This window comes from Mycobacterium sp. SMC-4 (genome assembly GCF_025263265.1).
Taxonomy (GTDB): domain Bacteria; phylum Actinomycetota; class Actinomycetes; order Mycobacteriales; family Mycobacteriaceae; genus Mycobacterium.
The window spans coordinates 1,719,868-1,739,134 of the sequence record NZ_CP079869.1 but is presented as its reverse complement, the minus strand read 5'-3'; the positions used below and the strand labels follow the sequence as shown (position 1 = coordinate 1,739,134).

Annotated in this window: 16 protein-coding genes and 1 pseudogene; 8 read left to right on the top strand and 9 right to left on the bottom strand. The window is 67.2% G+C overall.

Going from position 1 to position 19,267, the window contains the following annotated elements; all coding sequences use genetic code 11:
• Positions 1 to 4: 4 nt before the first annotated feature.
• Positions 5 to 1,867: a bifunctional diguanylate cyclase/phosphodiesterase gene (locus KXD98_RS08425; protein WP_260763241.1), complete on the top strand. Its 1,863-nt coding sequence runs from the start codon at positions 5 to 7 to the stop codon at positions 1,865 to 1,867.
• Here KXD98_RS08425 and KXD98_RS08420 read toward each other — a convergent pair.
• Positions 1,845 to 2,627, bottom strand: coding sequence for a hypothetical protein (locus KXD98_RS08420; protein ID WP_260763238.1), 783 nt, complete (start codon positions 2,625 to 2,627; stop codon positions 1,845 to 1,847). The genes KXD98_RS08425 and KXD98_RS08420 overlap by 23 nt on opposite strands.
• 319 nt (positions 2,628 to 2,946) lie before the next feature.
• Between KXD98_RS08420 and KXD98_RS08415 the strand changes: the two genes are divergently transcribed.
• Both KXD98_RS08415 and KXD98_RS08410 read left to right on the top strand, forming a co-directional pair.
• On the top strand, positions 2,947 to 4,179 hold the full coding sequence (locus KXD98_RS08415; protein ID WP_260763236.1) for an acyl-CoA dehydrogenase family protein: 1,233 nt from the start codon (positions 2,947 to 2,949) through the stop codon (positions 4,177 to 4,179).
• A 9-nt stretch (positions 4,180 to 4,188) separates the two neighbouring features.
• Complete coding sequence (locus tag KXD98_RS08410; RefSeq protein ID WP_260763235.1) at positions 4,189 to 5,331, top strand: acyl-CoA dehydrogenase family protein; 1,143 nt, start codon at positions 4,189 to 4,191, stop codon at positions 5,329 to 5,331.
• Between the two features lie 62 nt (positions 5,332 to 5,393).
• Here the strand turns inward: KXD98_RS08410 and KXD98_RS08405 are convergent, their stop codons facing one another.
• Together KXD98_RS08405 and KXD98_RS08400 are read right to left on the bottom strand one after the other, a co-directional pair.
• Entirely contained in the window at positions 5,394 to 6,275 is an 882-nt protein-coding gene (locus KXD98_RS08405; protein ID WP_260763232.1) for a universal stress protein, read from the bottom strand.
• A 124-nt stretch (positions 6,276 to 6,399) separates the two neighbouring features.
• The gene (locus KXD98_RS08400) at positions 6,400 to 7,167 is read right to left on the bottom strand and encodes an endonuclease/exonuclease/phosphatase family protein (RefSeq protein WP_260763230.1); all 768 of its coding nucleotides are present in this window, start codon (positions 7,165 to 7,167) and stop codon (positions 6,400 to 6,402) included.
• Positions 7,168 to 7,186: 19 nt separating this feature from the next.
• Here KXD98_RS08400 and KXD98_RS08395 point away from each other — a divergent pair, with 19 nt between their 5' ends.
• Complete coding sequence (locus KXD98_RS08395; RefSeq protein WP_260763229.1) at positions 7,187 to 7,765, top strand: hypothetical protein; 579 nt, start codon at positions 7,187 to 7,189, stop codon at positions 7,763 to 7,765.
• On the opposite strand, the gene KXD98_RS08390 is transcribed toward KXD98_RS08395, so the two are convergent.
• A complete protein-coding gene (locus KXD98_RS08390) occupies positions 7,759 to 9,027 on the bottom strand; it encodes a diguanylate cyclase domain-containing protein (RefSeq protein ID WP_260765067.1) in 1,269 nt (422 codons plus the stop codon). The two genes, KXD98_RS08395 and KXD98_RS08390, sit on opposite strands and share 7 nt — an antisense overlap.
• Positions 9,028 to 9,323: 296 nt before the next feature.
• On the opposite strand from KXD98_RS08390, the gene KXD98_RS08385 reads away from it, so the two are divergent.
• Positions 9,324 to 10,016 (top strand): hypothetical protein, encoded by a 693-nt coding sequence (locus KXD98_RS08385; protein WP_260763227.1) that lies wholly within the window; start codon positions 9,324 to 9,326, stop codon positions 10,014 to 10,016.
• 17 nt (positions 10,017 to 10,033) lie between these two features.
• Here the strand turns inward: KXD98_RS08385 and KXD98_RS08380 are convergent, their stop codons facing one another.
• From KXD98_RS08380 to KXD98_RS08360, 5 genes are read right to left on the bottom strand one after another with little or no spacing between them, the layout of a single operon-like run.
• Positions 10,034 to 10,897 (bottom strand): polysaccharide deacetylase, encoded by an 864-nt coding sequence (locus tag KXD98_RS08380; protein ID WP_260763224.1) that lies wholly within the window; start codon positions 10,895 to 10,897, stop codon positions 10,034 to 10,036.
• A complete protein-coding gene (gene speB / locus KXD98_RS08375) occupies positions 10,897 to 11,862 on the bottom strand; it encodes an agmatinase (RefSeq protein ID WP_260763222.1) in 966 nt (321 codons plus the stop codon). Before speB ends, KXD98_RS08380 begins: the two co-directional genes overlap by 1 nt.
• Positions 11,863 to 11,881: 19 nt before the next feature.
• Positions 11,882 to 12,646: an SDR family NAD(P)-dependent oxidoreductase gene (locus KXD98_RS08370; RefSeq protein WP_260763220.1), complete on the bottom strand. Its 765-nt coding sequence runs from the start codon at positions 12,644 to 12,646 to the stop codon at positions 11,882 to 11,884.
• Positions 12,643 to 13,335, bottom strand: a complete 693-nt coding sequence (locus KXD98_RS08365; RefSeq protein ID WP_260763218.1) for an SDR family NAD(P)-dependent oxidoreductase — start codon at positions 13,333 to 13,335, stop codon at positions 12,643 to 12,645. Before KXD98_RS08365 ends, KXD98_RS08370 begins: the two co-directional genes overlap by 4 nt.
• Positions 13,328 to 14,788 (bottom strand): APC family permease, encoded by a 1,461-nt coding sequence (locus KXD98_RS08360; RefSeq protein ID WP_260763217.1) that lies wholly within the window; start codon positions 14,786 to 14,788, stop codon positions 13,328 to 13,330. The genes KXD98_RS08365 and KXD98_RS08360 overlap by 8 nt, the downstream gene beginning before the upstream one ends.
• A gap of 143 nt (positions 14,789 to 14,931) precedes the next feature.
• On the opposite strand from KXD98_RS08360, the gene KXD98_RS08355 reads away from it, so the two are divergent.
• The 3 genes and pseudogenes from KXD98_RS08355 (at position 14,932) to KXD98_RS08345 (ending at position 19,238) form a co-directional block, all read left to right on the top strand.
• Positions 14,932 to 16,308, top strand: a complete 1,377-nt coding sequence (locus tag KXD98_RS08355; RefSeq protein ID WP_260763215.1) for a PucR family transcriptional regulator — start codon at positions 14,932 to 14,934, stop codon at positions 16,306 to 16,308.
• Between the two features lie 84 nt (positions 16,309 to 16,392).
• Positions 16,393 to 17,912 (top strand): annotated as a pseudogene (locus KXD98_RS08350) (HNH endonuclease signature motif containing protein).
• A 105-nt stretch (positions 17,913 to 18,017) separates the two neighbouring features.
• Entirely contained in the window at positions 18,018 to 19,238 is a 1,221-nt protein-coding gene (locus tag KXD98_RS08345; RefSeq protein ID WP_260763213.1) for a triacylglycerol lipase, read from the top strand.
• Positions 19,239 to 19,267 lie beyond the last annotated feature (29 nt).

The window sequence follows — 19,267 nt, the reverse complement described above, 5'->3', positions numbered from 1 at the left end:
GACCATGTCTGCAAGCGCGGCGCCACCCAGCCTCGACTCAGTGGTCACCTCGGTGGCCACCAAGCTGATGGCGGCCAATGCGGCCACCTCGGCTCAGGTCAGTCAACAGGTGCTGGCCGACCTCGTCGAGTACTTCGGCGTGGACGTCAGCTTTCTGCGTTACAACGATCACGCCGTCCGCGCGTCCCGGTTGATCGCCGAATGGCCGGTGCGCACCGGTATCCCCGACCCGGATCCGTTGGCTGTCGTCTATTACGCCGATGCCGACCCGGTGTTCGCACACAGCGAGCACGCGAAACGTCCGATGGTGTTCCGTCCGGAAGCCGCGACGGGCGACTACCAGCGACGCATCGAGCAAGGACGCGCAATCGGGGAGACGTCGCTGGCCGCGGCCCCACTGGTGTCGGGCGACGTGACCACCGGCGTACTGGGGTTCGTCAAGTTCGGCGACCGCGAGTGGACCACCGAGGAACTCAACGCGCTGGAGGCCATCACCTCGCTGCTGGCGCAGGTCCAGGCGCGGGTACTGGCCGAAGAACAGCTGCGCTACCTGGCTGAACACGATGACCTGACCGGCCTGAACAACAGGCGGGCGCTACTGGCCCACCTCGACGAGAGGCTGGCCGCGGGCCAACCCGGCCCAGTCGCGACCTTGTTTTTCGACCTCGACCGACTCAAGGCGATCAACGACTATCTCGGACACACCGCCGGCGACTGGTTCATCCGGGTACAGGCACAACGTCTGCGCCGAATAGCTGACGGAAACAATCTGATTGCCCGACTCGGTGGTGACGAGTTCGTGGTGGTGCCCAGCGAACCGATAGCTGTCGAAGCAGCCGAAGCGCTGGCTCACCGACTGCGCGACACGTTGAACGAGCGAGTATCGATCGACGGCGAGATGCTGACCCGGACTGCGAGCATCGGCGTCGCGCTCGGCATACCCGGCCGGGACACCACATCGGATCTGCTGCGGCGCGCCGACCAAGCAGTGCTGGTCGCAAAGGGCAGCGGCGGCAACATGATCTCGGTGTTCAGCGAGGAGATGTCGCTGGAAAGTGAACTACGCAACGACATCGAGCTTCATCTGCAGAGTGTGATCGAAAACGGTGCGCTCATTCTGCATTACCTGCCAGAAGTCGACATGCGCACCGGTGAGATCCTGGCCATCGAGGCACTTGTCCGCTGGCAGCATCCGACCCGCGGACTGCTCTCCCCCGAGTCGTTCATCGGGGTCGCCGAGTCCATCAACCTCGCCGGTGAATTGGGACGCTGGGTGATGCGGACCGCGTGCGCAGAATTCGCCGGGTGGCGATCGCGCGGTGTGGGACACAGCGTCGTCTTGCGACTCAACGTCTCACCGGTGCAGTTGGTGACCGATGGATTCGTCGACACCGTCGCCGCAATCATCGCCGAGTTCGACATCGACCCGGAGTCGGTCTGCCTGGAGATCACCGAAAGCGTCGTGGTCCAGGACATCGAAACGACACGTGTCACCTTGGCCGGTTTGAAGGACGCCGGGGTGCAGGTTGCCATCGATGATTTCGGCACCGGATACAGCGCCCTGTCACATCTGAAGTCGCTGCCGGTCGACACCCTCAAGGTCGACCGCAGCTTCGTGCGTGAACTCGGTTCCGATCCTGGCGATCTCGCGATTGTTCGCGCCATCATCGCGCTTGCCGAGTCATTCGGTCTCGAACTCGTCGCCGAGGGTGTGGAGACCGAGGCGGCGGCGCTGACCCTGCTGCGCCACGGGTGTCATCGGGCGCAGGGCTTCTTGCTGTCCCGGCCGATTGCCGGCGCGGCGATGGAGTCGCTCTTGGCCAGAGGGCGGATCGCGTTGAAGTTCAGCGCTTCTCAGCGGCTGTAGCAGACCGCAACAGTTCCACCCGCCCGAAGCGGCTACCGGCCTTCCCGACCAACGCCACCCGCAGCCCGGCATCCTCTGGGATGCGGCCGGACTCCCGACTCGTCTGGGTCTGCGGGCAGATCAGCACCCCGTGGCGGGCGCGCACCGAGAACGAACCCGACGCTGTGGCGACCACCGCGCCGATGATCACACCGTCGTCGAGGACCAACTGTTGCAGACCGCTGGCCGGCATGCGTTCGATCTCACGCTCGGCCGCTTCGGCCGTCAACCACTTGTGAAGCGCCGCAACAGGATCGTCGCCGTCGGGGTCAAACTGACCGATCTCGTTGATCTCCCAGGTCTCGCCACCGCCGAGGACGACGGTGCTCGTCGGCCAGTCGGTCACCCGCGTGTAGAGGAATCCCGATGGCGAGCAGATGCACTGGGCTGCCCAGTCTCGCATCCGTGAACCGACGAACGGCGGCACGGTCGTGCTCTGCCGGTCGTTGTCGGCCGAGATCAGCCGCAGCGGCAGATCCTCCTCCTGGCAACGCAATTGCGAAGTGTCCAGGTCGGCGGTCAGCTCACCGAGATATGCCAGCGTGTCGTCGTCGGTACAGGCCACCGGCCACCAGCAACTCTGCGGTGCGGCGACCGGACGGTCGGCGACGATAACGTCGGCGCCCTCGTCGATCGCAGAGATCGCCACCGCCAGACCGGCGATACCTGCGCCGGTGCAGACGACGTCCACCTCGTCGTCCCAATCCGTCTCGGTGTACACGGTTATCTGCCTCATCGTTGCCTGGACGCCGAGGTGCGCCGCAGCCCACAGCGTAGGGCACCACAGCACCTGCACCGAACAAGACCGAGCAACCGGGTTGCCACAGCCGGGATGGGTAATGAGGGGATTTGCCATCATCGGCTGTGGCAACTCATGAAAGCTAGCACTGACGGTGCCGTGACGGCGCAACGCACCAGCCGAGCTGGCGTGATCGGCTCAACCGGTATTCCTTCCGACCGATCCAGCGAGCCCCCGGATTTTCCTCACCTAACTAACTAGGTTTACTGTGTCGTTGAGCCTCTATCAGAAGGGAGACGTCATGGATCTGGAGTGGTCGCCGGCGGATCTCGCGTTTCGCGACGAGGTCCGCGCCTTCCTCGACACCAAACTGACACCGGAGTTGCGCCGCGCCGGCCGGTTGATGACCAGCGTGTACGCCGATCACGACGCCAGCATGCAGTGGCAGGCCGTTCTGCATGAACAGGGCTGGGCGGCGCCGGCATGGCCGGTTGCCTACGGCGGATGCGACTGGACGCTGACCCAGCACTACATTTTCAGCCGCGAATCGACACTGGCCGGAGCGCCGTCGCTGTCACCGATGGGAATCCGGATGGTGGCACACGCCATCATCCGATTCGGCACCGAGGAGCAGAAGAACCACTTCCTGCCCAGAATCCTCACCGGCGAGGTGTTCTTCTGTCAGGGGTACTCCGAGCCCGAGGCCGGGTCCGATCTCGCCGCGCTGACCATGGCCGCCCGCGACGACGGCGATCATCTGGTCTGCACCGGCAGCAAGATCTGGACGACCCACGCGCGGGAGGCGAACTGGATGTTCGCACTGGTGCGGACAACCCGCTCGGAGAAGAAGCAACGCGGCATCACGTTCGTCCTCATCGACATGGCCTCGCCCGGGATCGAGATCCGGCCGCTGGTGATGACGTCCGGCGAAGAGGTGCAGAACCAGGTCTTCTTCGACGAGGTGCGGGTGCCGAAAGCCAACGTCCTCGGTGAGATCGACGACGGCTGGACGGTGGCGAAGTACCTGCTGGAGTTCGAACGCGGCGGCGGTGCCACCGCCCCGGCGCTGCAGGTGATGGCCGAGGACATCGCGACGGTGGCGGCCGATCAACCCGGCCCCGACGGCGGACGCCTGCTCGACGATCCAGCGTTCGCGCGCAAGCTCGCCGATGCCCGCATCCGCACCGAGGTTCTCGAGATCCTGGAGTATCAGGTGCTGGCGGTGGTCGCCGGGGGCGGCAACCCCGGCGCCAAGTCCTCCATGCTCAAGGTGCTCAGCACCGAACTCAGCCAGCGCATCACCGAACTCGCGATGGAGGCCGCCGGCCCGCGCGGACGGGCATACCAGCCACACGCCACCTTCCCGGGCGGTCCGATCGCCGAGTTCGAGCCACCGCCCGACGGTTACCTCAGTGGCCAACCGTGGCAGGCAGTCGCTCCGCTGCGTTACTTCAACGACAGGGCAGGCTCGATCTACGCCGGTAGCAACGAAATTCAGCGCAACATTCTGGCCAAGGCCGCTCTGGGGCTGTAGGGGACGGACATGCATTTCACACTCAACGACGAACAAGAGCTGCTGCGCAACGGACTGACCAAGTTCCTGGCCACCCGCTACGACCTTCACACCAGCCGGGCCGCCGCCAAGATGGGTTCGGGATGGCAGCCCGAGATCTGGCGCGCATTCGCCGAAGAACTCGGAATCCTCGGGGCTGCACTGCCCGAGGAACACGGTGGTATCGGCGGCGGGCCCGTGGAGATGATGCTCATCGCCGAGGCGCTGGGTCACGCACTGGTCGTCGAACCCTACGTCGACACCGCGATCGTCGCGGCCGGCCTGCTCGAGCGCGCCGGCGGTGACGTCGCCGCCGAACTCCTCGAACAGATTGCCTCCGGCACAGCGATCGTGACGTTGGCCGCAACCGAGGCCGGCTCCGGCGACAACTGGCGAGATGTCAGCACCGTCGCCGAGCGCGACGGTGCGCAGTGGGTGCTGTCCGGAGCGAAGATCGTGTCCGCGGCCACCCCGTTGGCCGGCCACGTACTGATCACGGCACGGACATCGGGCGAGCGCGCCGATACCACCGGCATCTCGCTGTTCGTGGTCGACGTGTCCGGGCAACGGCCGGGGCTCACCCTGCACCATTACCGCACGATCGACGACCGGCGCGCCTCCGACATCGACCTGGACCACGTCCGGTTACCGGCGTCGTCTCTGCTCGGCCAGGAAGGCGCCGCCTGGGCTTCGCTGGCGCACGCTCGCGACGAAGGAGCCGCAGCGGTGTGCGCCGAAGCGGTCGGGGCGATGCGCAAGGTGCTGGCCGACACCGTCGACTACTGCAAGCAGCGCCAGCAGTTCGGTCAGCCGATCGGCAGCTTTCAGGTGTTACAGCATCGCATGGTCGACATGTACATGGAGGTGGAGCAGGCCGCCGCGGCGACGCTGTTGGCGGTCCTCAAACTCGACGCCGACGAAGCCGCCCGAGCGCGTGCGGTATCGGCGGCCAAGGCCACCGTCGGACGCGCTGCACAGTTCGTCGGTCAGCAGGCCGTCCAACTGCACGGCGGCATGGGGATGACCGAGGAACTGGCGATCGGGCACTACTTCAAGCGTTTGACCGCACTGCAATTCGAGTTCGGCTCGACCGATCACCACATCAGCCGGTATGCGCACCTGAGCTCTGGGTGATCGTGCCGGCGCATGCTGCCCGGCGCGCGATCCCGAGCATCATCTTGCGTTTCGCCTCGGCTTCACCGCCGGGCGACGATCACCGGAATTCGCGCCGACTGCACCACCTCGGAACCCACCGAACCGAGCAACATCCCGGTGAATCCACCACGGCCGTGACTGCCGACGACCAGCAATTGGGCGTTCTCGGCTTCCTCGAGCAGACGGCGGGCCGGCTGATCTCGCTTGAGCACTCGGCGCACCGGTACGTCGGGATAGCGGTCCCGATAGCCGGCCAGTCTCTCGGCCAGCAGCATGTCTTCCTCGGGCTGGACGTTGGACCACTCGGCGCCGGGCAACTCGTAACCGGCATCACTCCAGGTGTGCACCGCCACCAGTTCGACGCCGCGCCGGGACGCTTCTTCGTAGGCGATGGCGATGGCGTGCTCGGACGCCGGTGATCCATCGACTCCGACCACGACGGGCGCCTGGGCTGGGTGCGGGATCAGCGGATCCTCGTCGTGGATCACCGCCACCGGGCACCGGGAATGGTGGACCAGCCCACTGCTGACCGACCCGAGCAGGCGTCGCCCCCACTTGCCGAGCCCACGACTTCCGACCACCACCAGATCGGCCTGCTTGCTGAAGTCGACCAGCGCCGGGACAGGTGAACCCGAGACGATCCGTTCTTCGATCTTGACCAGATTCTCACCGCCGGCCGCGCGCGCGTCCTGGGCGGCGGCGGCCAGGATCTCCTGACCGCTCTGGCGCAACTCCTCGAGGTAGTCGGCCGGCAACGGTGTTTGAATCCAGGCTTGCATCGCGGCCCCGGGAAGGACATGGACCAGCGTCAACGGCACATGCCACAGCGCGGCGTCACGGGCGGCCCAGTCGACGGCGACCCGGGCTGCGGGTGAGCCGTCAACTCCGACTACGACCCCCAGAGGTGCTGGTGAACTGGTCATGACCGCCTCCTGACGTGTGCTCGGCAGCGCCATCGCCGCCCGACGAGCCGACCGTATCGCGGGCCTGGACTGCCCAGGAAGGGAAGTCGGTCACCCCGGCATGGGACCAAGGTCCCCCGCCGGACTATCCGTCACGTTGCAGGCGAACGACCATTGGACGGTGATCGGAGATCGCCAGATGCGGTGCGCGGAACTCCTTGGCGCTCAGCGCGGGATCGTCGGTGAGGACGTGATCGAGCTGTTGGCTGGGATTCTCGGCGGGGAAGGTCGGCGCGCAGGCCAGCGGGCGCAAGCCGGAATGACGACGCGCCGCGGCGGCGGACATGTTGAGGTCTCCGGTGACGATGCGCGGCCAGGGCAGGGCCCGCACATCCCGCAACAGCCGACGCAGCTGTAGCCGGTTCCATCCCGGCACGAACGACAGGTGCGTGTTGACGACCGTGAGGTCGCCGAGCGGGGTGTCGAACTGGCCGATCACCGCCGCGCGGGGCTCTTCGTCGATGACCTGAACCCGCCCCGGGGCCCGCAGGTACATCGGGAACCGGAACGGTATCCGCGGCAGCCGTACGACCTGCCAGTTCCGCGCCGGATACCGCGACAGCAGGGCCACTCCGTAGGCGGCTGTGCCCGGCTGTTCCTCCCCGGTGGCTGCCATCCACGTCGCGCCGGGAGTGCCGGCGATCGCGGCCACGAAGCGGTGACTGCGCGCTCCCATCGCCTCGGCGGCCAATGCCGTCAGGTCGGCGAGGCCTGATCGCTCCTGGATGGAGTCGACTTCCTGCAAGGCCAGGATGTCGGCGTCGAGGCCGGCCACGCATTCGGCGAACCGCGCGAGGTCCACTCCGCCGCCGGGCGTCCGTCCATGCAGGATGTTGAATGTCACCAGCTTCATGGGTAACCAACTACCCACCATGTCCTCAGAACTCACGGCGGTGGCGGTGTCGCGCGACACTCTGCGGGCCGCGTTGAAGAAGGCTGCTTCGGCGTTGGCCGAGGACGGTCCGCAGTTTGCGCTGGCCGGAAGCTACGCCCTATGGGTGCACGGGGCTCCCGAGCCCGTGCACGACGTGGACTTCGTGGTGGCCGAGCAGGATGTGGAGGCGGCGGCCGCCACACTGTCCAAAGCGGGCTTCGACATCCGCCGCCCGCCTGAGCAGTGGCTGTTCAAGGCCGCGACCGGGGTGGACTCCCCGACCGTCGTCGATGTGCTGCACCAGATCAACCGGGTCCCCGTGGAGCGCTCGATGATCGAAGGTGCACAGCTACGCGACGTACTGGCGGTCTGCATGCCGGTGTTGGCGCCGACCGAAGTCATCCGGCAGAAGTTGCACGCGATGCACGAACACCACTGCAACATCGAGGCACTGCTGCCGTTGGTGCGGGCCGTACGCGAGCAACTGGACTGGGATCTGCTGTACCGCGAGACCGCCGCCAATCCGTTCGCCGAGGCGTTCCTGCTGGTGTGCGACCGCCTCGGTATCAGCTACTGACCGGAACCTGTTGTGGTTGAGCGGCCTTGGGCTTTGGCGCGATACATCGCGGTATCTGCGTCGCGCAGCACCTCGGCGAGACTGCGCGGGTCGTTGTGCGACACCATCGTCACCCCGATGCTGACGCCGACCTGCAGAACCTGCGACCCCACCGAAATGCCCGGCGCCAGCGCATCTTGCACCCGCGCGACCACGACGTCGAGTTCGTCGGCGGTCAGCAAGCCCATCAGCAGCATCACGAATTCGTCGCCACCGATGCGGGCCACCAGATCCTGTGGACGGACCACCGCGCGCATCCGTTGCGCCGCGATGCGCAACACGTCGTCACCGGTGGGGTGGCCGAAGGTGTCGTTGACCGCTTTCATCCCGTTGAGGTCGAGGAACAACACGGCGGCAAGCCGGTCGGCTCCGTCGGCGACCAGTCCGGCAGCGGCGTGATTGAGCGCGTGACCGCGGTTCGGTAAGCCGGTGAGCCAATCATGGGTCGCCTCATGCAGCAGTCGCTCCCGGGCGTCGTAGTGCTCAGTGATGTCGGTGAACGACAACATCACCGACGACGTCGCCGGAGTATCCGGATCGATCAGACACCCCTTGCCGGTCAACCAGATCCGCCGACCGTCCAGCCGGTCCACGCCGATGACTTCACCCGCCACGCTCAGGCCGGTCTCGAGGATGTAGCGCAACGGATGCGATTCCTTGCCGATCTGTGCGCCCTGGGTGTCATACATGGGTAGGTCGACGCCGCTGCGGCTGTGGCGCAGACCCACCAGCTCGCCGGCACCGCTACCCAACATGCGGCGCGCCGCTTCGTTGGTGAACTCGAAACGCCCGTCGCTGTCCATGATCACCACACCGACATGGAGCAGGTCGAGCACTGTGTACAGCCGGTCTCCCCGAACCGACGGGACGGCCGGCTGACCGGACGCCCCGGCACGTGCGCTACGGGTCGGCTCTGCGATCGGGGTCTGAAAGACCACCTCGAACAGTGGCGCGCCCCGGTCCACCCTCAGCGTCGCCACGGCATGCAACGAGATGGTGGTGCCGTCGATGCGGCGCAGCGTCAGGTGGACCGGTTCGGTCACGTCGCCCTCGACCCGCAGCGCCTCCAGTCGGCCCCGTACCGTAACCAGCGAAGCCTGGTCGATGAAGTCGGTGATGGGGCGTCCGACGATCTGTCCGGCCGAGGTCATGCCCAGCGCGCGGGCGCCGGCGAGGTTGACGTAGTGCACGACGCGACCGTCGTGTATGCAGATCGGCGACAAGCTCAGGTCCAGCAATCGGCGATACCGGGCATCGGCGAGCGCGCCGTCCGTCTCGCCCGCCGAACGACCGGGAGGCGATGCGGAACTGTGCTGCGCCGGCAAAGATGCCCCTTCGACGTGACAGGCTCGTCATGCGCGGGCCGGCCATCCGATCAGGGCCCACCCCTCAGCCCCGGCCCGCACCGGAAGGCTAACAAAGCGAGCAAACCTCCGATGAGGATCGGCGGTATCGGCGGCGCAGCCCGAGATCGCCGACTTAGGCCGGGCGGACCGCCTGTCGGTGCGAAGATGCCGCCATGACCTCGCCATCGAGTTCTCCCGAGCACCCGGGCCCTACCGCTGTGCGGGCCCTGACCACCCCGCGCGCCGCCGCGGCCGCCGGAATCCTTTTCGCCATCCTGTTCGCCATCGTCATCGTGCTGGTGCGCAGCGCAATTCCGGAAGGCTCGGACTTGTCTTTCGAGGGGATCGGTCGACACAGCGCCATCTCGACCGCCGCCATCCTGATGCCGTTTGCGGGCATCTGCTTCCTGTGGTTCATCGCCGTGGTTCGCGACAACTTCCGAGCGGTCGAGGACCGCTTCTTCGTGACCGTCTTCCTGGGCAGCGGCCTGCTGTTTCTGGCGATGATGTTCGTGTCCATGGCGATTGCCAAGGGTCTGGTGTCGGCAGAGGCGGCGGCAGCAGGGACCATGAGCGAGGACACCAGGGCGTTCGGCGAGATGATGGTGTTGACCACGTCCAAGACCTACGCCACCCGCATGGCCGCGGTGTTCATGATCTCGCTGGCCACCATCTGGCTGCGCACCGGATTGATGCCACGCTGGCTGGTGGTACTGACCTTGCTGACCGCGGTCGCCGAGTTGGTCGCAGGAGACGTGAGCATCTGGGTCGCGATGGCGTTTCCGGTGTGGGTGCTGGTGGTCAGCGCGCTGCTCCTGACCCGCGCCGGGGTATTCGAACAGGTGCGCAGGCACATGCATGACTGACGCTGTGGGCATCCACCTCAGCGTGGGATGTCCGGTGGTGTGATCGACCGCGGCGTAAGTCCCAGGGACCGAACGTGTTCGGCCACCTCGCCGAGACTCGCGACCCACACGTCGTCGTGGTCGAGTACGTAGCGCATCAGCCCGCCGAGTTCAGCGGCCCGTGATGCCCGACCGGTCAGGAACGGGTGATTGGTCAATACCCAGCACCCACCCGCCGCGCGCAGCGCGTCGAACTCCAGTTGCCAGAGCTCCCGCGCCTTGCGGGGGCTCTCGATCAGTCCGCTGCCGGTGATGTCGGGCAGGAAGCAGTACTGCTCCCAGTCGTCGAGGGCCCACTGGATCGGGATCTCCACCAGTGACTGCGCCGCGCCGGGGGTGATTGCCAACTCGTAGGGATGGTCGGCATCCATCAGGCTGGAGTCGTACAGGAAGTCCCGCTCGGCCAGCAGGACCGGGGTGCGCCACGACAGATCCCACATCGGTGCCCGGTATCCGGCCGGGCGGACACCCGCCACGTCGGCCAGGGCGGCCAGCCCCCTGTCGAGCGCGTCGATCTCCTCCTCCCGGGTCAGCGCGGTGGGCTGCTCGTGCAGATATCCGTGGTGGGCGATCTCGTGACCGGCCGCGACGATGCTGCGCACGGCCTGCGGGTAACGGTCGGCGGTGTGGCCGGGAACGAAGAACGTGGACCGAATCTGGTGTTTTTCCAACAGATCGAGGATGCGCGGGATACCGACCAGCGGACCATAGGCCTGATGGCTCATCACGCTCATGCGGGCGCCCACGCTCTGGTTGCCCCACAGCACAGCCGACTCGGCGTCGACGTCGAAGGTGAACGCCGCCGCCGCGGTTTTTCCTGCCGGCCAAATGAATTGGTCCATCAGTCGACCATCAGGCTGATCAGTTCGTAGGCCAGGTTGGCGGCGGCCACGGCGGTGACCTCGGCGTGGTCGTAGCACGGCGCTACCTCGACCACGTCGGCACCGACGATATTCAGCGCACGCATCGCACGCAGCACCGCGACCAGCTCGCGACTGGTCATACCACCGATTTCGGGGGTGCCGGTACCGGGCGCAAACGCCGGATCCAACACGTCGATGTCGATCGACACATACACCGGATGGGTTCCGACCCGCGCGAGTACCCGTTCGATCACTGCGTCGACGCCGATGCGGTCGATGTCTCGGCAGTGCACGACGGTGAAGCCGAGCTCGGCGTCGTCGAGCAGGTCGGCCGCGTCGTAGAGCGAACCGCGGATGCCGACGTGGGCGGAATGACCCTTGACGATCAACCCCTGTTCGGAGGCGCGGCGAAACGGGGTGCCGTGGGTGCAGGGCGCCCCGAAATAGGTGTCCCAGGTGTCGAGGTGGGCGTCGAAGTGCACCAGAGCCACCGGTCCGTGCAGTTGGTTGACCACCTGCAACGCCGGCAACGCGATGGTGTGGTCTCCACCGAGCAGCACGAAGCGCTGATCCGGCCGGCTCACCCGACCCAGAATGCCATCCTTGATCTGCTCCACCGCGCTGGTGATGTCGAACGGGTTGGCGGCGACGTCGCCGGCATCAATGACCTGGGCGGCCGCGAACGGTGTCACGTCGAGCGCCGGATGGTAGGGCTTGAGTAACCGGGAGGCCTGGCGGATCGCCGCCGGACCGAAGCGTGCCCCCGGCCGATAGGTGACACCGCTGTCGAAGGGAACGCCGATCACCGCCACGTCGTAGTCGGCGACCTCGTGAGGTTGCGGCAACCGCGCGAAGGTGCCGACCCCGGCGTAGCGCGGTACCTGTCGGGCGTCGACCTGCCCGAGCACACCGGATTCCGACCGGATCCGCGGGTCGTTGTGCACTGCCGTAACCTCTTCTCGTCTATACCCGGGTTCGCGTCGCGCCGCCGTTGCACGAAACAACCTGGCCGACAACGGCTTCCAAGCTGAAGTCAGACAGCAACTCGACGGCGGCGGCGACCTCGTCACCGGACCCGATGCGTCCGGCGGGTATCGCTGCCGCGTAATGGCTCCGGATCTGCTCGACTGGTACCCCGGCGGCGGCAGCGTCCACCTGCAGCTGTGGGGTGTCGATCACGCCGGGCGCCACCGCGTTGACGATGATGTGTTCGCGCGCCAGTTCCCGGCCCAGGGTCTTGACCAGCGAGATCAGGCCGGATTTCGACGCGGCGTAAGCGGTTGCCTCCGGCCAGCCGGTCACACCCCACTCGCTGGTGATGACGACGATGCGCCCAGCTCCGGCCGCGCGCATGTGCGGCAGCACGGCCTGCACGAGGAAGAAGGTGCCGCCCAGATTGGTGTCCACCACCTTCCACCAGTCGTCCGGGTCGTGGCCGGACAGCGGCGCCATCGTCATGTACGCATGGTTGGCAACCAGGATGTCGAGCCGACCGGCGGTCTGTGTGACATGGGCGGCGATGGCATGACACGTCTGCGGGTCGGAGACGTCGCCGGCGGCGGTGAATCCGCCGATGTCGGCGGCCAGCACCGACAGGGCCGGACACTCGTCGCGGTCGTTGACGGCGACGAGCGCCCCTGCGGCGGCCAGCCGCCGGGCGTGCGCGGCGCCCATACCGCCGACCGCACCGGTGACCAGCGCGACCCGCCCGCTCAGGTCGGTGCTCATATCACCGCCCCCGAGTTGACGTTGACAACGTCGCCGGTGCTGAATGTGGCGTCGCAGACCAGGAATTCGACGCAGCGGGCCACCTCGGCCGGTGTGGTCAGCCGGCCCAGCGGCAGGGTCTGCAGGTATTCTGTTGCACGCCAGGGTGAATCGGCTGCCAGCAGCGGGGTGTCGGTCGGGCCTGGAGCCACGGCGTTGACCCGCATACCGGTGGCCGCGACCTCGACCGCGAGACTGCGCACCATTCCGAGGATCGCGCCCTTGGCGGCGGCGTAGTGGGCGTCCTCGTCGCCGCCGCCGACGGCGAGTTCACTGGCCACCGCGACCAGCGACCCACGGGCAGTCAGCAGATCCGGCAGGGTGGCACGCGCGACGTTGACCAGCCCGCCCAGGTGCACGCGCAGCATTCGGCTCCACGCGTCGACGCCGATGTCGGAGACCGGCGCCATCTCGTAATGGCCGGCGGAGGTGACCACCGCGCTGAGCGGACCCAACCGCTCGCGCAACTCGGCTACGGCGCGGCAGACCGCGCCGGCGTCGGACACGTCGACGGCAACGGTGTTCTGGGCCGGGCCGGGTTGCAGGTCCAGACACCCGACGACGTAGCCGCGGGCGGACAGCGCCGCGACCACCGCGGCGCCGATTCCACTGGCGCCGCCGGTGACCAGGGCTACCGGCCGCTCAGTCATCGACGGCTACCGGTTCGTCCTGCTCGTGCGGTGCATTGACGGCGTGAATGCGCGACTTCACGTTTGCGTAGAGCACAGCTCCGATGATGCCGAGGACCACGATGCCGATCCAGACCGACCAGTCCAGGTAGCGCTGTTCGAAGGCATCCCGGGGCCAGGCGATGTTGACGAACTGCAGCACCGCCCACACCACGGCGACCACGGCGACCGGCAGCGTCGCGCCGCGCAGCGAGAACGTCGCCGGCGTCCACGCTTTACGCAGGACCACCACCAGGAAACCGATCAGCGGGAACAGGAAGGCCAGATAGAAGCCGCCGGCGGTGAAGTTGACCATCAACGAGTAGATGTCGCCTGCGACGATGCTGAGTCCGAACAGCCCCGCCCCCAGCACCGTGGTTGCCAGGATCGCCACCACCGGGATCCCGGCGCGGCCGCGTAGTTGGACGAGCGCCGTGGCGGCCGGCAGTGCGCCGTCGCGCGCGTAGGCCCAGATCACTCGCGACGCCGAGGTCTGCAGCGCCAGGAAGCTGGCCAGGAATCCGATGATGAACATCACCTGAACGGGCTTGGCGATACCGGCACCCAGCGCCGTGGTCAGCGTCTCGTAGACGGGGTCGGTAACCGCCCCTTCGGCCACGGCACCCAGGTCGGGGATGGCCAAGATGATCGCCAGGCTGGAATAGCCGACCACCACAGCGATGAAGGTCAGCGAGAACAGCACCGCTTTGGGCAGGTCGCGGCCCGGGTTGCGGACTTCCTCGGCGATCGAGCCGGCACTCTCGAAGCCGACGAACGACCAGCCGATGAACGCGACGGCCAACAGGAACGGGCCGCTCAAATAGGCCCAGGCGTCGAACTCGACGCCGCCGCCCTCGAACAGCACCGACAATGAGTTCTTGCGATGGAACAGCAGCAGCCAGGTGCCCAGCACGACCGAACCGATGACCTCGGCGATGATGCTGCCGATCATGAAGATCTTCAACACCTGACGGCCCAGCAGATTGACGGTGGTGCCGGCCAGCAGGATCATCAGCGCGATCCAGGCCAGGGTGCCGCCCGACGGTGCTTCGACACCGACGATGTTGGCCGCGAAACCGGCCGCGCCGAGCGCGACGGTGGCCATCGCGATGACCAGGGTCCACATGTAGACCCAGCCTGCGAACCAGCCATAGGTGTTGCCGAGCAGCCGACGCGCCCACTGGTAGATGGACCCCTCCAGCGGCCAGCGCGAAACCAGGGCGGCGAATACCAGCGAAACCAGGAACTGACCGCCGAAGACCAGACCGAAGCCCCACCAGAAGCTCGGTCCGGCCGCCGACAGCGCCAGCCCGAAAATTCCGTAGAGGGCAACGATCGGGGAGATGAATGCGAACGCGAACGCGAACGCCGACCCCAGCGAGAACTCGCGACGCAATTGTGGCTGTTGCTGCGCCGGACTGACCGATGACGACATGGCAGGAACTATCACGCTGCAGATCCACCCCGCGCCAGCGGTTGCGGCGAAGACGCAGAGATCGCACCGTCAAGGTGGCCCGACGTTGAACGATCGCACAATGGGCGGCCGGAATCGTGTGACAGCCGAGTTACGCTCGCGGGATGTCGGAGCTACCCGAAGAGTCGGCCGCTCCGAGCTTGCGTGACCTACTCCAGAGAGCCGGGCTCGGTCTGTCGGCTGCCGACGATGCCGCGGGGGATCTGGACCGGCCGGTCAGCTGGGTGCACACCACCGAGATGCGAGATCCGTCGCGCTACCTGCGCGGCGGTGAGCTGGTGTGCACCGTGGGCATCAGCCTGCAATCCGACGAAGACTGCGGGGTATTCGTCGCTGCATTGACCCGAGCCGGCGCCGCCGGGGTGTGCTTCGGGATCGGTGACGGACACGACACCGTGCCCGCTGCGTTGCTGGCTCAGAGCCGCAGGAACCGCCTGCCCGTGCTGATCGCCCCGCCCAGCGTGCCGTTCAGCCAGGTAAGCCGCTTTGTGGCTGAGCTGTCGCTAGGTTCGGAGATCGCTGTGGCCCGCGCCACCAACGCGCTGGCACCGGAACTGCTGTCTTCGCTGCGCCGACATGACTCGCCGCGGCAGGTGCTCGACGCCGCCGGGCAGGTGCTCGGCTGCTACTTCCTGCTGGAGTCCGACGACAACACCGGATCCGACGACGACGGCTCGGTCACTGTGGCGCTCCCGGAACTGGGGACGCTGACCTGGGTCGGCCGCGGAGACCCGCCGGAACCGGCGGTGTTCGACCTCATCGCGCGTTTCGTGCGCGCCGCCCAGAGCGAGCGCGATATCGAGGCGGCCCTGGCTCGAGAACGCGTTGGTCAGCTCTTGTCCCTGGTGGAACGACGAATGTTGTTGCCGGGCGCGCTGCATCAGTTGCTCGACTGGCCGGGATTCACCGCCGGTGAGATCGCCTGCTCGGCCTGGCCGGCCGGCGCCGGGGCGCTGCTGTCGATGGCGTTCCCCGACGCGCTGATCGGTGACGCCCCCGACTTGTGTCTGATGCTGACGGTCGGGCCGTTGCAGGTAGCCGAGGATCTGTCGCTGCCGACGGGTCACTCGGCGCCGGTCGGTTTGACCGACATCGGGTCGGCGATCGCGCAGGCCCGCATCGCCCTGACGCTGGCCGAACATCGCGGCACCCGGGTGGGGCCGGATCAATTGAGCACGCTGGAAAGCCTGCTCGAACAACTGCCACTGGCTCAGCTGGCGCCGTTCAAACAGTTGTTGATCGATCCCCTGGCCGAACTCGACAGCAGTCGCGGGACCCAGCACGTGCGCACCCTGCGAGTGTTCCTGGCGTGCAACGGTTCCCTGAGCGACGCCGCGAAAGAGTTGTTCCTGCACACCAACACCGTGCGGCACCGACTTTCCCGCATTCAGGAGATCACCGGACGAGACCCGTTGCAGCACAACGACCTCACCGCGTTCGTGATCGGGCTGTGGGCGGCCGAGAAAGCACAGCATCAGTAGGAGCCGTGAGGGTCACCTGCCAAATGGCGAGGTGTCCGGCGACCCTGCCAGGAAGTTTGAGTCAGTGGATTTGTCGGGGGTCGAATGTATGTTCGGAGTATGTCCGATGGGGGTGTGCAGGCGGCGGTTTCGGCGTTCGTGCCGCGTTCGACGGGTTGGCCGGCTGTGATCTGGACCTGTTGACTCGTGGCGAACTCGTCGAGGTTCTCGATGAGTTGGAGACCGTGGGCTGCGGGCTGCCCGCGGTGCGGCACCGCGTGCTGGCCCGGTTGCAGGTCGAGGCGACCCCGCAGCAGATGGGCGCCAAGTCCTGGAAAGAGGTGCTCTCGGTGCGGTGGCGGATCTCGCGGGGCGAGGCCGGACGACGGCTGGCCCAAGCCGCGGTGTTGGCGCCCCGGCGCGCGGTGACCGGGCCGGCACTGCCCCCGGTCCTGGCGGCCACCGCGGTGGCCCAGGCCCAGGGGTTGATCAACGCCGAACATGTCGAGGTGATCTGCAAAGCCGTCGACCGGTTACCGAGCTTCGTCGACACCGCCACCCGCGAGCAGTTCGAGGTCGATCTGGTGCGCACCGCGGTCGGGGTCGGGCCCAAAGAACTCAAAGATGCCGCTGATCTGACTGTGTTCCTGCTCGACCAGGACGGGCCCGAACCCGACGAGGGTGAACGCGCCCGCCGACGCGGGGTGTCGATGAGCGCCCAGCGCGACGACGCGATGAGCGCGATCACCGGACACCTGTCCCCGGAAGCACGCGCGGTGTGGGAGGCGATCTTCGCCAAATACGCCGCACCCGGAATGTGCAACCCTGATGATCGGCAGCCGTGCACCTCGGGCACACCGACCCAAGCCCAGATCGACAACGATCACCGCAACCTGGCCCAGCGCCAACACGACGCACTGATCGCCGTCGGGCGCATCGCGCTGATGAGCGGCCAACTCGGCCAACTCAACGGCCTACCGGTCTCGATCATCGTGCGCACCACCCTGCAGGACCTGCAATCGCGAGCCGGGATCGGCACCACCGGCGCCGGCACCAGGCTGCCGATCGCCGAGGTGATCCGGATGGCCTCCCATGCCCACCACTACCTGGCGGTGTTCGACCGCGCGACCGGATCCGCGCTGGAGCTGTTCCGCGCCAAACGCATCGCCTCCCCCGCCCAACGGATCATGCTCATCGGCCGCGAGGGCGGATGCACCAAACCCGGCTGCACCATCGGCGCCTACGGGAGCCAGGTCCATCACGTCAACGCCGACTGGGCCCACGGCGCCAACACCAACATCGACGAACTCGGCCTGGCCTGCGGCCCGGACAACCGCAGCGTCGGCCGGGGCGGCTGGACCACCCGCATGAACGCGCGCTGCGAGGTCGAATGGATCCCACCACCACAACTCGACACCGGACAAACCCGAATCAACACCTACCACCGCCCCGAACAACTCCTGAGACACCCCGACGACGAGCCGGAAGCCTGTCGCGAAAACAGCACTGCAGCAACCGATCCCGCTGACCACAGCACGACTGCGGACTCAGAGGCCGCACCACACCCCGCCGACAACCCCGGAGAACCCGGCGGACCCGCACCACCAGACGGGCGAGCGGCGTGACCGCCCACGACTGTGGCGATGGGTGTCCTGGCCGCCGCGCAGCCCGTTCTGGCGATCCGGGTTACCCTGAGAGAACATCTGTTCACTCAAACTCGGGGTGGAGGCATGCGCAGGACCGATATGCAGGCCCTCGGAGAGGTCGCCGCAGAGGGCCTGACCGTCCTCACCACGCTGGTCCGTGGCATGCACCGCGGTATCGCGGGCCGCGCCTTCACCTCCATCGGGCCCGCCGCCCGACCCGTCGAGCTCGTCCACGACGCGATCGCCGGCGCGGTGTATGACACCCTCGGGGCCGCCGGTCAGCACCTTCCACCGACGTTGACCACCTGGGCCGCGTCCGGGCTGGCCTTCGACGACGACCCCGCGCTGGACGAACGTCCGGGCGTCGCCGAGGCCATCGCCGCACTCAACGGGATCTATGGCGACGAACTCGCCGAGCGCGGGTCCGCGCTGGCCGCGCCGATGTCGCTACGAGTCGACGGTCGCCCGGTCGCGCTGACCGCCGACGCGATCACCACCGCCTATCCGCGGCCGACCGAAGCGCTGGCCGTGTTTGTGCACGGGCTGTGCCAGACGGAATCGTCCTGGCGGCGACCACCTCGGCCCACTGGTGAGACCGACCACCGTCACTACGGCGAGCGGCTCGCCGAGGACCTCGGAGTCACCCCGGTCGACATCCGCTACAACACCGGGCTGCACATCTCGACCAACGGCCGAGACCTCGACGAGACGCTGACCAGACTCGTGGAGATCTGGCCGGTGCCGGTGCGCCGCATCGCGGTGATCGGCCACTCCATGGGCGGTCTGGTGGCGCGCAGCGCCTGCCATTACGGCCACGAGCGCAACCGCCGCTGGGCCAGGAGCACCCGCCACATCATCTGCCTGGGGTCTCCGCACCTGGGCGCGGATCTGGAGAAGAGCGTCAACGCCGCCGCCTGGGTCATGGCCAAGCTCGGCGAAACCCGCGCGATCGCCGAACTGCTCAATCTGCGCAGTGACGGGATCAAGGATCTGCGGTTCGGCGCTCTGCTCGACGACGACTGGCGGGAGACCGACCCCGACGAGTTCCTTCGGGACCGGTGTTCGGAGGTGCCCTTCCTGCCCACTGCGTCGCACCACTTCGTTGCGACCTCTGCCGCACCGGCCGCCCTGGGCGCTATCTTGGGCGACCACCTCGTCCGTCCGTCGAGCGCGGCCGGGCGTGGCCGTCGGCGATGCCTTCCATTCAGCGAGGACGCGGGCCTGACGATGACCGGCCTGCACCATTTCGATCTGCTCAACCACCCCGAGATCTACGCGAAGATCCGGCAGTGGCTCAGCGCGTGATCCGCTGCCCACGACTGCTCCCGGCACCA

What these genes read in the sequence shown, in the direction of transcription:
- KXD98_RS08365 (WP_260763218.1), bottom strand. Translation starts at nt 13,335, where the DNA reads ATGACTGAGCGGCCGGTAGCCCTGGTCACCGGCGGCGCCAGTGGAATC.
- KXD98_RS08385 (WP_260763227.1), top strand. Translation starts at nt 9,324, where the DNA reads ATGACCTCGCCATCGAGTTCTCCCGAGCACCCGGGCCCTACCGCTGTG.
- KXD98_RS08410 (WP_260763235.1), top strand. Translation starts at nt 4,189, where the DNA reads ATGCATTTCACACTCAACGACGAACAAGAGCTGCTGCGCAACGGACTG.
- KXD98_RS08415 (WP_260763236.1), top strand. Translation starts at nt 2,947, where the DNA reads ATGGATCTGGAGTGGTCGCCGGCGGATCTCGCGTTTCGCGACGAGGTC.
- KXD98_RS08395 (WP_260763229.1), top strand. Translation starts at nt 7,187, where the DNA reads ATGTCCTCAGAACTCACGGCGGTGGCGGTGTCGCGCGACACTCTGCGG.
- KXD98_RS08400 (WP_260763230.1), bottom strand. Translation starts at nt 7,167, where the DNA reads ATGAAGCTGGTGACATTCAACATCCTGCATGGACGGACGCCCGGCGGC.
- KXD98_RS08380 (WP_260763224.1), bottom strand. Translation starts at nt 10,897, where the DNA reads ATGGACCAATTCATTTGGCCGGCAGGAAAAACCGCGGCGGCGGCGTTC.
- KXD98_RS08360 (WP_260763217.1), bottom strand. Translation starts at nt 14,788, where the DNA reads ATGTCGTCATCGGTCAGTCCGGCGCAGCAACAGCCACAATTGCGTCGC.
- KXD98_RS08355 (WP_260763215.1), top strand. Translation starts at nt 14,932, where the DNA reads ATGTCGGAGCTACCCGAAGAGTCGGCCGCTCCGAGCTTGCGTGACCTA.
- KXD98_RS08370 (WP_260763220.1), bottom strand. Translation starts at nt 12,646, where the DNA reads ATGAGCACCGACCTGAGCGGGCGGGTCGCGCTGGTCACCGGTGCGGTC.
- KXD98_RS08345 (WP_260763213.1), top strand. Translation starts at nt 18,018, where the DNA reads ATGCGCAGGACCGATATGCAGGCCCTCGGAGAGGTCGCCGCAGAGGGC.
- KXD98_RS08405 (WP_260763232.1), bottom strand. Translation starts at nt 6,275, where the DNA reads ATGACCAGTTCACCAGCACCTCTGGGGGTCGTAGTCGGAGTTGACGGC.
- KXD98_RS08425 (WP_260763241.1), top strand. Translation starts at nt 5, where the DNA reads ATGTCTGCAAGCGCGGCGCCACCCAGCCTCGACTCAGTGGTCACCTCG.